The sequence below is a fragment of the Longimicrobiaceae bacterium genome, from assembly GCA_035696245.1.
Classification (GTDB): Bacteria; Gemmatimonadota; Gemmatimonadetes; order Longimicrobiales; family Longimicrobiaceae; genus DASRQW01.
In genome coordinates this window covers 1-17,099 of sequence record DASRQW010000502.1, presented here as the reverse complement: position 1 = coordinate 17,099, position 17,099 = coordinate 1, and the positions used below count along the sequence as shown (strand labels likewise).

The 17,099-nt window shown below is 73.0% G+C and carries 12 protein-coding genes; 9 read left to right on the top strand and 3 right to left on the bottom strand.

The annotated features are described in order from the left end of the window. The first annotated feature begins 387 nt into the window (after nt 1–387). The 5 genes from VFE05_22530 (at nt 388) to VFE05_22510 (ending at nt 7,570) form a co-directional block, all read left to right on the top strand. Nucleotides 388–1,323 (top strand): M23 family metallopeptidase, encoded by a 936-nt coding sequence (locus VFE05_22530; GenBank protein ID HET6232870.1) that lies wholly within the window; start codon nt 388–390, stop codon nt 1,321–1,323. A gap of 89 nt (nt 1,324–1,412) precedes the next feature. Continuing rightward, nucleotides 1,413–2,696, top strand: a complete 1,284-nt coding sequence (locus VFE05_22525) for a hypothetical protein (GenBank protein ID HET6232869.1) — start codon at nt 1,413–1,415, stop codon at nt 2,694–2,696. Then, nucleotides 2,693–3,922: a hypothetical protein gene (locus VFE05_22520; protein ID HET6232868.1), complete on the top strand. Its 1,230-nt coding sequence runs from the start codon at nt 2,693–2,695 to the stop codon at nt 3,920–3,922. Before VFE05_22525 ends, VFE05_22520 begins: the two co-directional genes overlap by 4 nt. Nucleotides 3,923–3,935: 13 nt before the next feature. After that, nucleotides 3,936–4,190 carry a YggT family protein gene (locus tag VFE05_22515; protein HET6232867.1) on the top strand — a complete coding sequence of 85 codons (255 nt, stop codon included), beginning with the start codon at nt 3,936–3,938 and terminating at the stop codon, nt 4,188–4,190. 581 nt (nt 4,191–4,771) lie between these two features. Then, entirely contained in the window at nt 4,772–7,570 is a 2,799-nt protein-coding gene (locus VFE05_22510) for a CHAT domain-containing tetratricopeptide repeat protein (GenBank protein HET6232866.1), read from the top strand. A 503-nt stretch (nt 7,571–8,073) separates the two neighbouring features. Here VFE05_22510 and VFE05_22505 read toward each other — a convergent pair. The 3 genes from VFE05_22505 to VFE05_22495 form a co-directional block, all read right to left on the bottom strand. Then, nucleotides 8,074–9,471 carry a caspase family protein gene (locus VFE05_22505; protein HET6232865.1) on the bottom strand — a complete coding sequence of 466 codons (1,398 nt, stop codon included), beginning with the start codon at nt 9,469–9,471 and terminating at the stop codon, nt 8,074–8,076. Between the two features lie 252 nt (nt 9,472–9,723). Next, complete coding sequence (locus tag VFE05_22500; GenBank protein ID HET6232864.1) at nt 9,724–10,803, bottom strand: serine hydrolase domain-containing protein; 1,080 nt, start codon at nt 10,801–10,803, stop codon at nt 9,724–9,726. Nucleotides 10,804–11,202: 399 nt separating this feature from the next. Beyond that, on the bottom strand, nt 11,203–13,131 hold the full coding sequence (locus tag VFE05_22495; protein ID HET6232863.1) for an ABC-F family ATP-binding cassette domain-containing protein: 1,929 nt from the start codon (nt 13,129–13,131) through the stop codon (nt 11,203–11,205). 189 nt (nt 13,132–13,320) lie between these two features. On the opposite strand from VFE05_22495, the gene VFE05_22490 reads away from it, so the two are divergent. The 4 genes from VFE05_22490 (at nt 13,321) to VFE05_22475 (ending at nt 17,026) form a co-directional block, all read left to right on the top strand. Continuing rightward, complete coding sequence (locus VFE05_22490) at nt 13,321–13,617, top strand: hypothetical protein (protein ID HET6232862.1); 297 nt, start codon at nt 13,321–13,323, stop codon at nt 13,615–13,617. A gap of 344 nt (nt 13,618–13,961) precedes the next feature. Beyond that, the gene (locus tag VFE05_22485; protein ID HET6232861.1) at nt 13,962–15,056 is read left to right on the top strand and encodes a carboxypeptidase-like regulatory domain-containing protein; all 1,095 of its coding nucleotides are present in this window, start codon (nt 13,962–13,964) and stop codon (nt 15,054–15,056) included. A 295-nt stretch (nt 15,057–15,351) separates the two neighbouring features. Beyond that, nucleotides 15,352–16,485, top strand: coding sequence for a carboxypeptidase-like regulatory domain-containing protein (locus tag VFE05_22480; GenBank protein ID HET6232860.1), 1,134 nt, complete (start codon nt 15,352–15,354; stop codon nt 16,483–16,485). Nucleotides 16,486–16,510: 25 nt separating this feature from the next. Then, on the top strand, nt 16,511–17,026 hold the full coding sequence (locus VFE05_22475; GenBank protein HET6232859.1) for a hypothetical protein: 516 nt from the start codon (nt 16,511–16,513) through the stop codon (nt 17,024–17,026). Nucleotides 17,027–17,099 lie beyond the last annotated feature (73 nt).

The following is a 17,099-nucleotide window of genomic DNA, read 5'->3' as shown; positions in this document are numbered from 1 at the left end:
GGCCCCCTCCCCCAGCCCCTCCCCCAAAACTGCCTGGGGGAGGGGAGCCTGGCCCACGTGGCGGTGAGGTCGGCGCGGGTCGGAACTATCGGTCGTGTCATGGCCTACGTACAAGGATGACGCTTCGGGGTTAGTCCCCGCAGGGGGACTTTGCGCTTCTGTTGCCGCGGTTTCAACCACCGGGCGCGAGGTGGCGACGGAACTTCGTCGCAGCAGGTAAACGCTTGGTGCGGAACGACATCTCCTGTCGGCTGGATCGGTGCGGGGCGAGGCCGGATCGTTGACACTCCGGGACGTCTCGTGTATCATACGCCCTTCAACCCCATCGAGTTGGACGCGCGGTGCCCTGCCGGCCGCCCCCGTCCGCCATCGAGTAGCAAGGCCCCCATGGCACTGTCCCGCTGGACGCTCGTGCTCGTTCCGCACGACAACGAGAGCGTCCGCTCCTTCCAGATCTCCGCCAAAGCCATCCGCGCCGCCCTCGCCGTCCTGGTGATGGGCACGGTCACGCTGGGCACGTTCAGCATCGGCTTCTTCGTGAAGCAGGGCCAGAGCGTGCGCGCCGGCGCCATCGCCCACGAGAACGAGCTCCTGGCCGCCGAGGTGGACCAGATGCGCGGGCAGATGCTGGAGCTGAACCGCTCCATCGAGACGCTGTCGAAGAAGGACGAGAGCTACCGGGTGATCGCCGGGCTCCCGCGGCTGGACGCGGCGGCGCAGCGCGCGGGCCTGGGCACGGCCGGCGAGCCGCGGTCCGGCGCGACGGGGCTGCGCTACCTGGACCGGCGCCTGGGCGGCAAGGTGTACGCGGCCAGCTCGGACCTGGGCACGCTCATCCGCCGCGCGACGCTGCTGCGGTCCAGCATGGACCAGGCGATCAGCGCGCTCCAGAGCAACCACGAGCGGCTGGCCTCCATGCCGTCCATCGCCCCGTCGACCGGGCCGCTGACCAGCCCGTTCAGCACCGGGCGCTACCATCCCGTGCTGCACATCACCCGTCCGCACAAGGGGATCGACATCGCGGCGCGGGTGGGCGAGCCGATCCTGGCGCCGGCGCGCGGCGTGGTGCGGTTCGCGGGCAACCGCAGCAACGGGTACGGCAACATGGTGGAGATCGACCACGGCTTCGGGTACATCACCCGCTTTGCCCACGCGTCGAAGCTGCTGGTGCACGACGGGCAGACGGTGCAGCGCGGCCAGGTGATCGCCCTCGTGGGCGCCACGGGCCTCGTGTCCGGCCCGCACCTGCACTACGAGGTGGAGGTGAACGGCCGCCAGGTGGACCCGATGAACTTCATCGTGGCCGACGCGATCCCCGAGTAGCCTGCGGCAGATTCGCCGGAAACACGTCAGGCACGTTAGTTTCAAGAGGAGCGCCCGCCCGGCGCTCCTCTCTCGTATCCGGACCTTGAATGCTCGCACTCGCCCTCACGCTGGCCGCGGCGCTGCCGGCGGCCGACACCACCCGCGTTCCCGCCCGCGCGGCCGACGCGCCGGTGGCGCAGCTCTCGGTGCACCGCCAGTCGGCGCTGCCGCTGGTGGCGCTGCGCCTGTCGCTGCTGGCGGACGACCCGCCGGGCTACGCCGGCGCGGGCCACCTCTTCCAGCACCTGATGCTTCCGGGGCTGGAGGAGCAGGTCGCGCGCGTGGGCGGCCGCGTGCAGATCGCGCGCACGGCCGACGCGGTCGTCTACACGGTCATCGGCCCCGCGTCGGAGATGGGGCAGCTCTCGACCATCCTGCGCTCCACGCTGCACACGCCGGTGGCGGGTACGGCCCAGATGCTTGCCGCGCTACGCCAAGTGGGCGAGGAGCGCGCCGCCGAGCGGGAGACGGCGCCGTCGTACGTCCGTGCGGCGCTTCGGGCCAAGCTCTTCCCCGCGCAGGTCTCCGTGGCCGGGACGGAGGCCGCGGCGGCGCGGCTGAACGTGGCGCCGCTCGCGCAGGTGTGGGCGGCCATGTACCGGCCGGAGCGCGTGAGCGTGACCGCCGTGGGCGACGTGCAGCTCGCCGCCGTGCAGCGCGCCTTCGCCAGCATCCCCGACGCGGAGCCTGTCGCCGACGCGGCAGCCCCCGCATCTACCGACTCCGCCTCGTCCGATTCCACCGCTGCGCGGCCCGACTCCGCGTCGGTCCAGGAGCCGCGGGCGCTGGTGGACTCGGTGCCGGGCTTCGCGGGCGACCGGGCGCCGCAGGCCACGCGCGGCTGGATCGGCGCGGCGTGGCCGGCGGACAGCGCGGACCCCGCGGCCGTGACGGTGGCCGCGCGCCTGGTGCGCGACGCGCTGCGCAGCCGCCTCCCAGCGTCGTTCGTGGAGGTGGAGCACTGGTGGACGCACGACGGGCAGGCGCTGGCCGTCGTGGTCGCATCGCCCGCCCCCGCATTGGCGCGCACCCGCCGCGCGGTGCCGGGCGCGCTGGCGATCGTGGCGGACTCGGTGGATGCGGACCAGGTGCGCCGGGCCGCGGCCGCCGTGCGCCGCGAGATGGTGTTCTACGCCCGTACGCCGGAGCGGATGGCCGAGGTGCTGGGCTCGTTCACCGACCGCACCGGCCGCCGCGACGCCGCGCAGGACTTCTTCGCCGCGGTGGGCGCGGTGGACGTGGACGCGGTGCGCCGCGCGCTGGCCCAGCTCACCGCCGCCACCCGCGCCACGGTGGACGTCCCACCCCAGAAGCTGCCGACCACCCCGTGACGCGCATCATTCCATCCCCCCGCCTCGCGGCGCTCGCCCTGCCGCTGGCGCTCGCCCTCGCGCACGCCGGGGCCGCCGCGGCGCAGCAGGACCGCATCCTCGTGCGAGCCGAGCCGGGCACGCCCGTGGTGGCGGAAGAGATCCTGCTCGCCACGGGCCCGGCCGACGAGCCGGACCTCCAGCACGGCATCGCGTACCTGACCGCGCGGGCCGTAACCGCCTCGCTGCGGCCCGTGCTGGACTCGCTGGGCGCGCACCTAGAGGTGCAGGCCCGCAAGGACGCCGTGGCCTTCTCGCTCACCTCGGCTCCCGAGGTGTGGCAGGACGCCACGCACGCGCTGCTGGTCGCCATCTTCCGCGATCCGGCGGACAGCGCCGCGACCACCGCCCAGCGCGACAGCGTGCGCGCGGAGTTGCAGAGCCGCGAGCAGAGCCCGGCCGACGCGCTGGAGCGCGAGACCGACGCCGCCGTCTTCGGCGCCGACCACCCGTGGGGCCGCCCGTCCGTGGGGACCGCGTCGGCCGTGGCGGAGCTCGCGCCGGCGGACGTGGACGTCTTCCTGCGCAAGAACTTCACGCCCGACCGGGTGACGGTGGCGCTGGTGGGTGACGTGGACGCCGCGGCGGCGCACGCCTTCCTCACCTCGCAGATCGACGCCGCGCCGCTCGCCGCGACGGAGGTTCCGGCGCCGCAGCCCGCGACCGAGCCGGTGCGCAAGGAGTACAACTCCATCACCGCCTTCGTCTCGGCGACGTACCCGTTCCCGCCGGGGGCGGACGTGGAGGCGCTGCGCATGCTGGCCTCGCTGGCTGTGCAGCGCATCTCGTTCGGCCCCAGCCGGCGCTCGGTGTACAACGCCCGCGCCGAGATCGTGCGGCACGCGGGCGGCGGCGAGCTGCGCTTCGAGGTCGTCGTCCCGCCCGGCGAGTCCGACCGCTGGGTGGAGCTGTTGAAGGGCTCCGTCGCCGCCTTCGCCGACGCGCCGCTGCCCGCGGCGGTCTTCGCGGACCGGCTGCGGCGCTGGCGCGGCGAGCGGCTGCTGGAGCTGGACACGCCCGAAGCCCGCGCGCGCGAGCTGGCACACGAGCTCATGCTCACGGGTATCAAGTCGACCGCCCTCACCGGCGCCGACGCTCTCACCGCCGTGCGGCTGTACGAGGCCGCGCATTCCCTTCCCGCCCCGGTGCTGGTGTACCTGGGCCCAACGGTAAACGCCGCACCCTGACGGGAGGTACGCGATGGGATGGGCGCTCCTGCTGGCCACGCTGAACCTGTTCAAGCTGCTCATCCTGGCGCGGGTGATCCTGTCGTGGGTCGTCTCGCCCATGTCGCGCAACCCCGCCGTGGAGGCCATCCGCCGCATCACCGACACCGTGCTGCGGCCCATCTCCTCCATCCTGCCGCCCATGGGCGGGCTGGACCTCTCCCCGCTCGTCGCCTTCTTCGCCATCTCCCTCCTCCAGAACCTCATCGCCAGCCAGCTCGTCTACTGAGGTCTGGTAGATGTAGGCGGTGCTGGGACGGTGAGGCGTGCTGAAGGGATGCCCCCTCCCCCGGCCCCTCCCCCGCAAGCGGGAGAGGGGAGAACTGCTTGTGGGCGTGTTGTTTAGCGCGTTTTGTTCGGTGGGTTGCGAGATAAGAAAGATCCGCACCGGTCATATCGGAAGGAAGATTGGTCGGCAACTCCGTTGTTTTCGGCAGCCGCATCTCGACTACCCCACCCGCTCGCCCTTGCCGACCCATTCCGCTGGACGCGTAACCCTCACGGCTGCTGCGATCTAGCTCCCCTCCCCCAGGCAGTTTTGGGGGAGGGGCTGGGGGAGGGGGCCCCTCTCCCCCGCGAAACTCCTGATGATCGGCGACGAAGGGCCCGCGGAGACGTCCTCCCGCGGGCACTTGTTGCGTCCGGGGATCCTGCAATCGCACATCCGCGGCACCTCGGCGGATGCAGGGCGGAACGCGACCGTGGCGCGGATGCGCGGCGGGTGCCATCGTAAACGTCCGCGGCGTGCGTCGGCCGCATCCGCCCGCGTCAGCATCGCCCGCAACGCCCCTCCACTCCGGAGCCGCGCCCATGCGCATCCGCCGTCCCGCCGCCGTCTCCCTCCTCGCAGTCGTAGCCGCCACCGCGCCGCTCGCCGCCCAGCGCACGCCGGCCGACAGCGCCGCCGTGCTGTTCGCCGCGGCGTCGCGCACCATGCAGTCGACCGACGCAGCGTCGCTCGCACGGGCGGCGGGGCTGATGCGCCAGGCGGCGGACCAGTACGGCGCGGCCGGGCGGTGGACGACGCACGCACTGGCGCTGGACGCCGCCGCGCAGATCTACGTCAAGGCGGAGAGGGCGGACTCGGCCGTGGCGCTGCTGCGGGAGGCACTGGAGGTGGCGGCCCGGTCCAAGACGCACGTGCTGGATGCGCGGCTGCTGGGCGACGCGGCGGGGGCGTACGCCTCGGCACAGCGGCCGGACTCGGCGGTGGCGTACTTCCGGCGCGCGGTGGCGGCGGGGTGGGAGGACAAGGGCGGCGGCAGCACGCTCTCGCAGGTGGGGAACGCGCAGGGCGACCTGGGGCGGCCGGACTCGGCGCTGGCGTACCACAGGCGTGCGCTGTTCGCCTTCCACGTGGCCAACAAGCCGCTGAACGAGGGCGTGGCGATGAACAACCTCGCCCTCACGCACTACCGCCTGGGCCACGCGGACTCGGCCAGCTACTACATCGCGCAGGCCGCCCAGCGGCTGAGCGGCAACAGCGGCACGCTGGCGGTCATGTACGGCAACGTGGGCGCGATGTGGATGGAGCAGGGGCGGGCCGACTCGGCGTCGGTGTACTTCCGCCGCGAGCGCGAGGCGGCGCGCGCCGACCGCGACGTGCGGCAGGAGGCGAGGGCGCTCACGCACCTGGGCGACCTCCAGTTCCGCCTGGCGCGGCTGGACTCGGCGCTCCTCTACTACCGCCAGGCGCTGCCGCTGCGGCGCGCGACGGGCGACCGCGAGGGCGAGTCGGTCACGCTGGGCGACATGGGGCTCGTCCACATCAAGCTGGGCCAGCCGGACTCGGCGCGCGCGGCGCTGGAGCGCGCGCTCGCCATCCAGCACTACCTGGGCATACGCGCCAACGAGGCGACCACGCTGGACCACCTGGCCACGCTGGCCGAGAAGTCCGGCCGGCCGGACTCGGCCGCCACGCTGCTCTTCGCGGCGCTGCGGCTGGAGCAGGAGGGAGGCGGGGGCGGCCAGGCGTCCACGCGCAACAACCTGGGCGTGCTGCTGGCCCGCAACGGCCGCGCGGCGCAGGGGCTGGAGCAGATGCGCATCGCCCTTTCCCTGGCGCGCGCCGCGGGCGACCGGCGCGCCGAGGCCGCGGCGCTGGGCAACCTCGCGTGGATGCTGCACCGCGCGGGGAAGGGCCGGCTGCGCGAGGCCGTCGCGTACTACGACTCCGCCGCCGCGGTGGTCGCCACGCTGGGAGCGCAGGCCGGCGGCGATCCCAACCGCGTGAGCCTGGCCGAGGACGACGCGGAGCTGTTCCCCTCGTGGGCGCGGGCGTGGCTGGCACGCACGGGCGACGTGGGCGCGGGCGCCGCCCTGCGCGCGGGCCTGGCCGCGGGCGAGCGCGGGCGGTCGCAGGCGCTGCTGGACCTGATGCGCGGGCGCGCGCAGGGTGCCACCGCCGGCGCCGACCTGCCGGCCGAGGGCGACTCGCTCGTCCGCGTGGCGCGGCGCACCGGCGCCACCGTCGTCTCGTACCTCGTCACGGCGGACACGCTTTTCGCGTGGGTGATCCCGCCCGCCGGCGATCCGTCCGTCTTCCGCACGCGCGTGGACTCCGACACGCTGGCCGCGCTCGTCGGTGCGCTGCGGAGGGAGATGGGCGCGGACGAGGCCGCCGCCGCGCAGCACCTGGGCGGCGCCGAGTCGCGCGCAGTGCGCATGGACCCCACGGGAGGCGCGGCGACGCCCGCGTCGGACCTGGACCTGGACGGCCCCACCGCGGCCGGCCGGCTGACGGCGGTGCTGCTGCCGCCCGGCCTCCGCGCCGCGCTGCCCGCGCGGGGCGAGCTGGTCGTGCTCCCGGCCGGCCCGCTCGCGCTCGTCCCCTTCGCCGCGCTGATGCTGGACGACACGGTCCCGCTGGGCGCCCGCCACGCGCTGCGCTACGCCCCGTCGCTCGCCGCGCTGGCGGAGGCGGAGCGTCGGCCCGCGGCGGGACGGGGCACGGCCGGAGTGGCGGCGCTGCGCGCCTCGCTCGTCGTCGGCAACCCGGCGATGCCCGACGTGGGCGCCTCGACCGGCCGGCGGCTCCGGCTCTCCGCGCTACCCGCGGCGGAGCGCGAGGCGCGCTGGGTGGCCGCGCGGCTGGGCGCCCGCTCTCGCACGGGCGCCGTCGCGTCCGAGACCGCCGTGCGGGGGCTGATCGGCGCCGCGCCGGTGGTGCACTTCGCCACGCACGGGTTCGCCTACAGCTCCGACGCGCTGGCGCGCTCGTCGTTCGTGGCCTTCGCGGCGGACAGCGCCAACGACGGCCTGCTCACCGCGGGCGAGGTAGTGGACGAGCTTCCGCGGCTGCACGCCGACCTGGTGGTGCTCTCCGCCTGTCAGACGGGCCTCGGCAACCTCAAGAGCGCCGAGGGCACGGTGGGCCTCCAGCGCGCGTTCCTGGCCCACGGCGCCCGCAGCGTGCTCGTCACCCTCTGGAGCATCTCTGACGACGCGACCGCGCGGCTCATGCAGGGGTTCTACACGCACTGGCTTGGAGATGTGGACCGGCCCGACAAGGCCGAGGCCCTCCGCCGCGCCCAGGAAGCCCTCCGCAAGACGCCTGGCTTCTCCGATCCGCTCTACTGGGCCGGCTTCCAGCTCGTCGGCGGGAGCTGAGCGGTAGCAGAATTGGTTTTCTGGAGATGGGTGGCGGTGGAATCCACCAGTGTCCAACGTTGGATGACGGCGGCGGATGCGGTGCAGACATCCAGCATCTGCGCGGCGGAAAGGCCCGGATGCGATGAATCGCACCCCTACGGCTTCAACATTATCATCTACCGAAACCGTTGTGCGGTAGAGACATCCAGCGCAAGGCATCTGCGGAATCGCGCGGTTCCGGGGGATGCGTGGATGCTTGGAACGTCGGACGACGTGCATCTACGGATGCGAGCCGTCGTGGATGATTCGATGCGACCGTCGTGGATGATTGATGCGAGGAGGTGGAGGATCTCTCGGAGGAAGCCGCGTCTGTCCGAGCCTAGGCGAGTTTCGCGGCTTCCGGAGAGAGGTCCTCCGCCGACGAGCGCGCGCACGCCCTCCCCGCAGCGACAAAGCAAAACCGCGCCCTCCGCCACGAAACGGCGGAGGGCGCGGTCGCATCTACCGAAAAGGCCAGCGGCTCAGCGCTTGGCGAGGAAGTCCGCGATGGGCTCGGCCACGTGCTCGCCCTCGGCGCGGGGCGTCTGGGGCTTGCCGTGGTGCTGCTTGGTGTAGCGCGTGGTGGCACCCAGCGTTACGCGCGCCGCCTGCTGGAACGTCTCCGAGGCGTCGGACCTGCGCAGCTCCTCGACGAGGTAATGGGTGAAGACGCTCTCGTTGGTGCCGGCCGGCCACGGCTCGCTCACGCCCCACGCCGACTCCTGGTCCGCTGCGGCGGCGATGAACACGCGCTTGCGCTGGCCGCGCCCCGGCGGATCCAGCGACACCGCCGCCTCGCCGCGCGCGGCGGCGGGCAGGAACGAGCGCGGCATCTGCAGCTGGCCGCGGAGGCGGGCCATGGACAGGAACTTGTTCGCCGGGTTCGCGGTCTCCGCGCCGCCGCGGAGCGCCGTGCCGGAGTGGCACGAGTCCAGGATGAAGAGCGCGCGGCCGGCGGGCAGGCGGTCGGAGAGCGAGCCGAGCTCGTCGTCCAGAAGCAGGCTCACCCGGTCGCTGCCGCCCCACAGCACGATCGCCTCGTCCTTGCCGTCGGGCTCGTCGTCCTGCTGGCCGAAGTTGCCGTCCAGCTGCGTGCCGTGGCCGGAGTAGTAGAAGACGGCCACGCCGCGCGGCCCCGCCTGCCCCAGGTGCCGCTGCACGGCCTGGATCACGCGCTCGCGGTTGCCGGCGGAGTCCTGCAGCATGACCACGTTCTCCGGCCGGAAGCCGTACTTCTCCACCAGCAGGTCGCGCATGAGCCGGGCATCGGTGGCCGGGCCGTCCAGGTGGTCGGCGCGCGTGGGGTAGTTCTCCATCCCCACCAGCACCGCGTAGCGCTCGTTCGGGTCGCCGCCGCCGGGGTAGATGGCGGCCCAGTCCTCGCCCGCGGCGCCCACCTGCGTGTTGCGCGTAGCCTCTACCGACAGCGTGTACGGGCCCGTCTGCCGCGGCCGCACCGAGTTCACGGCGATGGAGTACACCCCGTCCTGCAGGAGCCGGATGACGATGCGCGAGTTGGTGCCGCCGCCGCTGTCGTCGTCGGTCGCCAGGGCGGCGCCGCCGGGCGGCAGGTCCAGGTGCAGGTAGGTGTCGTACGCCTTTGAGCTCAGCGTGATGGTGACGCGCTCGCCCGCTCGGCCGCGGTACGACCACACGTCCAGGTACGAGGTGTCGGAGAGGACGGAGTCGCCCGGCGCGAGCGTGCCGTTCACGGACGTGCCGGCGCGCACCTCGCCCACCGGCGCGGCCCGGCCCACGGCGCGCATCACCGTGGACTTCGCGGCCGCCTTGCGGGCGTGCTGCGCGTGGACGGCGCCCGCGTGGACGGACGCGGCGAGCACCAGCGCGGCGAGGACGTGCCTGAAACGCGGCTGCATCATGGTTCCCTCGTTTGGACGGGCGGAGGAGGCGGCGGGTGTCGCGGCTGATCCTGCGTGGAAGATGAGCGGACCGCGTTCCGGCAGCATTCGGCGAGCGTTTCCTCACCGTTATCTCCGCGTAGAATCTACGGAACCCCGCCGGAAGGTGGCGGATGGCGGATGGAACGCGCCGCGTCTACCGGGACGGCGAAAACGCGAAGGGCCCGCGCCGGGGTGCGCGGGCCCTCCTTCCGTTCATCTGCCGGACGCGCGTCAGTTGGCGCTGGCGTAGCCACCGCTCTGCATGTCGCTGGCGGCCGCCACGTAGTCGTGCACCGTGCGGCGCAGCGCCTGGATGCGGTTGGCGCCCTGCGGGTCGTACGTGCGGTTGGTGAGCAGCACCACCCAGGTGCCGCGGTCCGGGTCCACCCACAGCGACGTGCCGGTGAAGCCCGTGTGCCCGAACGCGTTGGGCGAGATGCGCGAGCCCGCCGCGCCCGAGCTGCCGCCCGTGGGCGTGTCCCAGCCCAGCGCCCGCGTGCCCGCGCCCGCCTGCCGCTGCGTGAACTGGCGGATGGTGCGGGCCTGGAGGACGCGCACGCCGTCCAGCTCGCCGCCGCTGGCCAGCATCGACGCGAAGCGCGCCAGGTCGTGCGCGGTGGAGAAGAGGCCCGCGTTGCCCGAGAAACCGCCCAGCCCGCGGGCGATGGGGTCGTGCACCTTGCCGCGGAAGCCCGCCGAGCCGCGGATGGTGGGCGCGCAGCGCTCGCAGCCCTCGCCCGGCACGTATGTCGTAGAGTGCATCGCCAGCGGCGAGAAGACGCGGCGGTCCAGCAGCCGGTACAGCGGCTCGCCCGCCGCGCGCTCGGCGGCGGCGTAGAGCACGACCATGCTCAGGTCCGAGTACAGCACCCGCGCGCCGGGCTCGGACACGAGTTGCACGCGCAGGGCATTCTGGAGCGCGTCGTCGGCCGTGGCGCCCCACACGTCGGCGCCCTCGGGCAGGCCGGCGGTGTGGGTGAGCAGGTTGCGCACGGTCACGCGCTCCTTGCCGCCGCCCGTGAACTCCGGCAGGTAGGCGGAGACGGGCATGTCCAGCGACATCTTCCCGTCCTCCACCAGCAGCATCGCCGCGGTGGTGGTGCCGACGACCTTGGAGAGCGAGGCGAGGTCGTACATCGTCCAGTCCGGGTCCACGCCCTCGTCGCCGCCGTCCCAGCCCATCTGCCCGATGCCCTGCTCCATCACCACCTGGCCGCGCTTGCCCACCGCCAGCGCCGCGCCGGGAAAGGCGCCGCGCTGCACCTCATCGCTCACCGCCTGCTCGGCGTGCAGCAGCTCGGTCATGCTCATGCCCGCCGCGGCGGCGCTGGACAGCGCGTGGTGCGACGGATGAAAGGGAGCGCGCGAGGGCGGCACGGAAGCCGCGGCGCGCACGGGAGGAACGGAGTCGTGTGCCGCGGGGGCACCGGTTCCATGGACGACGCCAAGGGACGCCGCCAGGGAAAGCATGGCGGGGAGAAACATTGGGTGCTCGGAAGTGCGGGGATTTACAGCGGTGCTTTGTGAGCGGGGAGTTGCACTTTAGTGAGACGCGGAAGGGCTGTCAACAACCTTTTTCGGAAGAACTACGGCCAGGAGCCACGCGTTTTCGCACATGACGATGCAGTGCAATGGCTTACGGAATTTCGCCACTTTGCGCCGCACGTTTCACCGGACCGTCCGGACGCCCATGACGCTACGGAATCCGCCTCATCCCGCGGCGGCGCGGATCTCCTCCAGCTCGCCCCAGCGCGCGTAGAGGGCATCCACGCGCTCCACCGCCTCGCGGAACTGCGCGGAGACCTTCGCCACCTCGTCCGCCGCGCCGGCGTAGAGGGCGGGGTCGGCCAGGCGGGCGCTCAGTGTCTCCTTCAACTCCTCAGCTTCCAGGATCGCCTGCTCCATTCCCTCCAGCTCCTTCTTCTCCTTCCAAGTCAGCCGGCGGCCGGCGCCCGCGGCGGGCTTCGGCGCCTCGGCCTTCTTCTCCTTCGGCGCGGCGGCAGATGCGGACGATGCGGCGGCTTCGGCTTCGCGCTGCTCCTTGAGGCGGCGGTACAGGTCGTAGCCGCCCGCGTGGCGGCGGACGGCGCCGTTGCCTTCGAAGACGATGAGGCCGGTCGCCACCTTGTCCAGGAAGAAGCGGTCGTGCGTCACCAGGAGGACGCAGCCTGCGTAGTCCGCCAGCACCTCCTCCAGCACCTGGAGCGTGACGAGGTCCAGGTCGTTCGTCGGCTCGTCGAGGATGAGCAGGTTGGCGTCCTTCAGGAACAGCCGCGCCAGCAGCACGCGGTTGCGCTCGCCGCCGGAGAGCGAGCGCACCTTCTGGCGCTGCACGGGGACTGGGAAGAGAAAGGTTTCGAGATAGCTGCGGAGATGCGTGCGCTGACCGCCGACGGTGACCCAGTCCTCGCTCGCCACCGCCTCGTAGACCGACGCCTCGGGATCGAGATCGTCGCGGCGCTGGTCGAAGTAGGCGATGCGCGTGTTCTTCCCCAGCTCCACATCTCCCGAGTCGGCCGGCTCCTCGCCCATGATGATGCGGAGCAGCGTGGTCTTGCCCGCCCCGTTGGGCCCGATGATACCGATCCGCTCGCCGGCCTGGAGGATGGTGCTGAAGTCGCGCACCAGCGTGCGGTCGCCGAAGCTCTTGGTGACGTGGTGGATGTCGAGGATCGTGCGGCCCAGGCGCGGCGCCTCGGCCGCGGCCATCTCGGCCACGTTGCGCTGCGGCAGGCGCTTCGCCTGCTGGTCCGTCTGGAGCTGGTCGAGACGGTTGATGCGCGCCTGCTGCTTGCCGGTGCGCGCGCTGGGCGAGCGCTTCACCCACGCCAGCTCCTTCTCGATCAGCTTCTTCCGCTTCTCCTCCTCCACCGAAAGCCGTTCCATCCGCTCGGCCTTCGCCTCCAGGTACTCGGTGTAGCCACCGGGGTATGCCGTGAGATCGCCCACCGAGACCTCGATCATCCGGGTGACCACGCGGTCCAGGAAGTAGCGGTCGTGGGTGATGAGCATCACCGCGCCGGGGTACTGCTGGAGGTGGCCTTCCAGCCACAGCACCGTGTCGGCGTCCAGGTGGTTGGTCGGCTCGTCGAGGAGGAGCAGCTCGGGCTCCTGGAGGAGGACGCGGGCGAGCGCTACGCGCTTGCGTTCGCCGCCGCTCAGGCCGTCCACCGGCCGCTCCCAGCCGGTGACGCCCACGCGGGTGAGGATCGCCTCCATGCGGTGCTCCCAGTCCCACCCGCCCAGCGCGTCGATGCGCGCGCCCGCCTCGCCCTGGCGCGCCAGCAGCCGCTCCGCGTCGCCCTCGCCGCGGGCGAGCAAGGCGGCCACGTCGTGGTACTCCGCCAGCGCCTCCTGGAGCTCCGGCTTGCCGCCCGCGACCGCGCGGATGATGGTGTCGCCCGGCTCGAACTCCGGCTCCTGCGACAGGTAGCCCACGCGGATGCCGCGCTGGAAGGCGATGGTGCCGTCCTCCTTGCCCTCCGCGCCCGCCACGATGCGGAACAGCGTGCTCTTCCCGGACCCGTTCACCCCGATGAAGCCCACCTTCTCCCCCTCGTCGACCGCGAAGGCGACGCCGTCGAAGATCACGCGGGGGCCGAAGCTCTTGTGCAGGTTCTGGACGTTCAGGACGTTCATTCGTGTCTCACGGGCGTCTCGGGTGCGGGGCGGCGAAGTGTAACCGGGGCCCACCGGGCGAGCAAGGAACCATCCGCCGGCCGGCGCGTAGTGAACCACGGGAGAGGCACGGCCGGCTGCCCGCCAGGGAGCCCGCTTCTTGCGCAGCCTGCCGGAAACGAATCGCACCACCCGCGGGAGACGTGTCGGATGCACGACGTCCTTCTCTGGCTGCTCTTCTTCTTCGTCGCCTTCGGGGCCAAGTTCGTGCTCGCGATGGCGACCATCTACTTCATCTTCCCCGCCGAGCGCACGTGCAGCGAGTGCGACGCGGACACGCTGCCGGTGCGCATGGGCCTGGCCGGGCGCGCGGCGGCGAGGCTGATGGGCGGCCGCATCCAGCGCCGCTGGTGCCCGCGCTGCGGCTGGGAAGGCATGACCCGCACCGTCCCCGTGCCCGAGTCCGAGCTTCTCCCCTTCGCCGACGGGCGCCCCGTCCGCAACTGACGCCGCCCGCACGTCCGCCGACCGATCACGTCGACCGAGGCGATGCGGAACGGCGGTCGGGAGATGCGGGGACGCCGAACGCGGCGCGGCGGAGTGAACCCGGATTGCAGCATCCGCGACGGCCGTGTCTCTCCGAGACGCGGCCGTCCGCGTTGGGGGACGAGCGACGGATGCCGTCCGGCGTCACATGCGCGCTGCACGGCCGGGCAACTCCATGCTCCGCATCCGCTTCGGTGAATCGAACGTATGCGCCGGGAACGGGGCCGGGGCTTGCCAGTGGGAGACACGTCCGCTCCGGAGCTCGCCGGGCCGGCGCCGTCCCTCCCCGCAGCCCCCGCCCTGCCATGTCCTCCCGCTCCGTTCGCTCATCGGCCCTGCTCGTCCTCTCCCTCGTCCTCTCCCTCGTCCTCTCCCTCGTCCTCGGCGCCGGTCCCGCGGCTTCGCAGCAGGCGCCGGGCGCCGTAACCGGCCACGCGCTCGCCGCGGCGGACGGCGCGCCCATCCCGCTCTCCCTGGTGCGGCTGGCACCCGCGCATGGCGGCGAGGGGCGCACCGTGCTCACCGACGCGGGCGGCGCATTCCGCTTCGAGAGTGTCGCGCCGGGCGCGTACCGGCTGCGCGTGGAGCGCATCGGCTACGACGACGCGCCCTCGCCGCAGTTCGCCGTACCCGCGGGCGAAACGGTGGACCGGCCGCTGCGCGCCGGCGAGCGGGCCGTGGCGATCCAGGCGATCACCGCCGTCGCCAACCGCTGCGTCACCGGCGCCGGGCTGGCCGGCGAGCCGGAGCTGGCCGCGCTCTGGACCGAGGCGCGCAAGGCGGCCGAGACGCGCCGCCAGTTCCAGCGGCAGTACGCCTACCGCGCCAAGATGCGCCTCCAGTTCGTGGGCCACGTGCGCATCTTCCACGACAAGGTCGTGGACAGGGACTCGGTGGTGGAGACCACGCCGGACTCGGTTCGCGTGCGCGAGGCCCGCCGCCGCGCCATGCGCGACCGCGAGGGCTACGTGCACCAGACGCGCAACTCGCTGCTGCTCAGCCTTCCGGACGAGATGGAGCTGCTGGAAGACGACTTCCTCGTGGGCCACTGCCTCTTCGCGGACCCGGCGCCCACGGCCGACGGGGCGTGGGCGCTGCGCTTCCGCCCGGTGAGCACGGCGGACGGCCGGTCCGACATCCGCGGCACGATCCTGATCGACACCGCCAGCTTCGCCGTGCGGCAGATCGCGTTCGACTACCGGAGCGGCCCGCACGCGTGGGGGCGCGGCACGCTCTCGTACGCGCCCACGGCCACGCCGTTCGGCACCGTGCGCCTTCCGGCCGGCGGCGCGCTGCACGGCGACCCGCGCGGGATGATCGGGCTCTTCGTCAGCAGCTTCCAGGGCACCATCGCCTTCCGCGACTACCGCGACTTCCGCCGCGTGCCCGGCGCGGACTGACCATCCCGCATCGGCCGGCGCAGCTCGTCGCATCCGCCGCATCGAACGGCGGGCGGCTGGGAGATGTACGGCGTCCGGCACCGCGAGCGAGCCATGACACGACGGCCACGTCTCTCCGGAGGCGCGGCCGCCGCCGTTACAACTGATCGACGTGCCTGCACCGTTGTTCTTCGCTTGGGGATCGGGTAAGATGGATCAGCAGCTTCCGGCCGCGTTCCCGCGCGCTCGTACCCGGTCCCTCCGTGCTTCCGCGCCTCTCGCGCGCGTCCTTACCCCTTCATCCCGGGTTCCGATCATGCGACCCTACGTTCGCGCGTCCCTCGCCGCGCCCGTCCTCCTGCTCCTCGCCGTGCTGGCCTTCGCGCGGACGGCCGCCGCGCAGCAGAACGGCACCGTCACCGGCCGCGCCGTGGCGGCAGAGGACGGCTCGCCCATCGCGCTGTCGCTGGTGAAGCTCGCGCCCGCGGCGGGCGGCGAGACGCGCACCGCGCTCACCGACACGGCGGGCGCCTTCCGCTTCGGCGACGTACCTGCCGGGCGCTACGTGCTGCGCGTGGAGCGCATCGGGTTCAGCACGGCGCCGTCCGCCGTCTTCCCCGTCGCGGAGGGGCAGACGGTGGACCAGACGCTGCGGAGCGTGAGCCGCGCGGTCGTGCTGGCTGCCCTCACGGCGGTCTCGGGAGGCCCGGCGTGCTACACCGGCGAGCGGCTCGCCCAGCAGCCGCGCCTGGCCGCGCTGTGGGCCGAGACGCGGAAGGCCGCGGAGACACGCCGCGAGTTCGAGGCGCGCTACGCCTACCAGAGCCTGCTGCACTTCCGCGCCGAGGGCCGCATCCGCGCGCTGGGCCCCATGCTCTCCGAGCGCGACACGGTGCTCGTCCTCACGCCGGACTCGGTGCGCGCGCACGAGGCCCGCCGCCGCGCCATGCGCGAGACGGCCGGGTTCGTGAGCCAGGAGAGCGGCGGCATCAACATCAGCGTGCCCGACGAGCTGGAGCTGCTGGAAGACGACTTCCTCGTGGGCCACTGCCTGTTCGCGGACCCGCGGCCCAGCGGCGGGCAGTGGGCGCTGCGCTTCCGCCCCGTGCGGGCGCGCCGCGACCGGGTGGACGTGAGCGGCACCATCCTGATCGACACGGCCACCTTCGCCGTGCGCGAGGTCCGCTTCGACTACGCGCGGGGCACGCGGCGCGTGGGGCACAGCCTGGTGCGGTACGCGGCCGTGGAGACGCCTTTCGGCCGCGTGCGCCTGCCTTCGTTCGGCAACGTGCACAGCTACCCGGGCGCGTTCCGGGCGGTGCTGCTCCAGGGCTTCGACGCGAACCTCACCTACCGGTCGTACAGCGACTTCGTCCGCGTGCCGCCGGAGTCCGCGCCGCGCACACTGGAGGCGGCGCTCGCCACGCCTTACATTCCGGCAGCCACGTGACGTGCACCCCGAACCGCCGAGCCGCATGAGCGCCACCGAATTCGCCAGCCTTCCCGACGACGCCCGCGTGTGGGTGTTCGCCGCATCGCGCCCCCTCGCGCCGGGCGAGCAGGCGCACCTGGAGGAGCGCGTGGACGCGTTCCTGGCGCGCTGGCAGGCGCACGGCCGCACGGTGGTGGGCGCGCGCGACCTTCGCCACGCCCAGTTCCTCCTGGTCGCCGCGGACGAGCGCGCCACCGGCGTATCGGGCTGCTCCATCGACTCGCTCTTCCACACGCTGGGCGAGATCCAGGACGAGACGGGCGTGAAGCTGCTGGATTCCACCCCCGTCTGGTATCGCGACGTGGACGGACAGGTGCGCACCGCCACCCGCCCGGAGTTCCGCCAGCTCGCCCGCACCGGCGCCGTTGGCGACGACACGGTGGTCTTCGACAACACCGTCGCCACCGTGGGCGACCTCCGCGCCGGCCGCTGGGAGACGCCCATGCGCAACGCCTGGCACGCCCGCGCCTTCGCCGTCGCCGCCACCACGCCCGGCTGACGGCGCCCCACCCAAGCGAACCCGCCGTCGAGAACGCGACGGCGCTGCCGCGCGTAGGGGTGCGATTCATCGC

Coding starts and splice junctions, on each gene's coding strand:
- VFE05_22485 (HET6232861.1), top strand. CDS start 13,962: ATGTCCTCCCGCTCCGTTCGCTCATCGGCCCTGCTCGTCCTCTCCCTC.
- VFE05_22480 (HET6232860.1), top strand. CDS start 15,352: ATGCGACCCTACGTTCGCGCGTCCCTCGCCGCGCCCGTCCTCCTGCTC.
- VFE05_22490 (HET6232862.1), top strand. CDS start 13,321: ATGCACGACGTCCTTCTCTGGCTGCTCTTCTTCTTCGTCGCCTTCGGG.
- VFE05_22505 (HET6232865.1), bottom strand. CDS start 9,471: ATGATGCAGCCGCGTTTCAGGCACGTCCTCGCCGCGCTGGTGCTCGCC.
- VFE05_22525 (HET6232869.1), top strand. CDS start 1,413: ATGCTCGCACTCGCCCTCACGCTGGCCGCGGCGCTGCCGGCGGCCGAC.
- VFE05_22515 (HET6232867.1), top strand. CDS start 3,936: ATGGGATGGGCGCTCCTGCTGGCCACGCTGAACCTGTTCAAGCTGCTC.
- VFE05_22495 (HET6232863.1), bottom strand. CDS start 13,131: ATGAACGTCCTGAACGTCCAGAACCTGCACAAGAGCTTCGGCCCCCGC.
- VFE05_22500 (HET6232864.1), bottom strand. CDS start 10,803: ATGAGCATGACCGAGCTGCTGCACGCCGAGCAGGCGGTGAGCGATGAG.
- VFE05_22510 (HET6232866.1), top strand. CDS start 4,772: ATGCGCATCCGCCGTCCCGCCGCCGTCTCCCTCCTCGCAGTCGTAGCC.
- VFE05_22530 (HET6232870.1), top strand. CDS start 388: ATGGCACTGTCCCGCTGGACGCTCGTGCTCGTTCCGCACGACAACGAG.
- VFE05_22475 (HET6232859.1), top strand. CDS start 16,511: ATGAGCGCCACCGAATTCGCCAGCCTTCCCGACGACGCCCGCGTGTGG.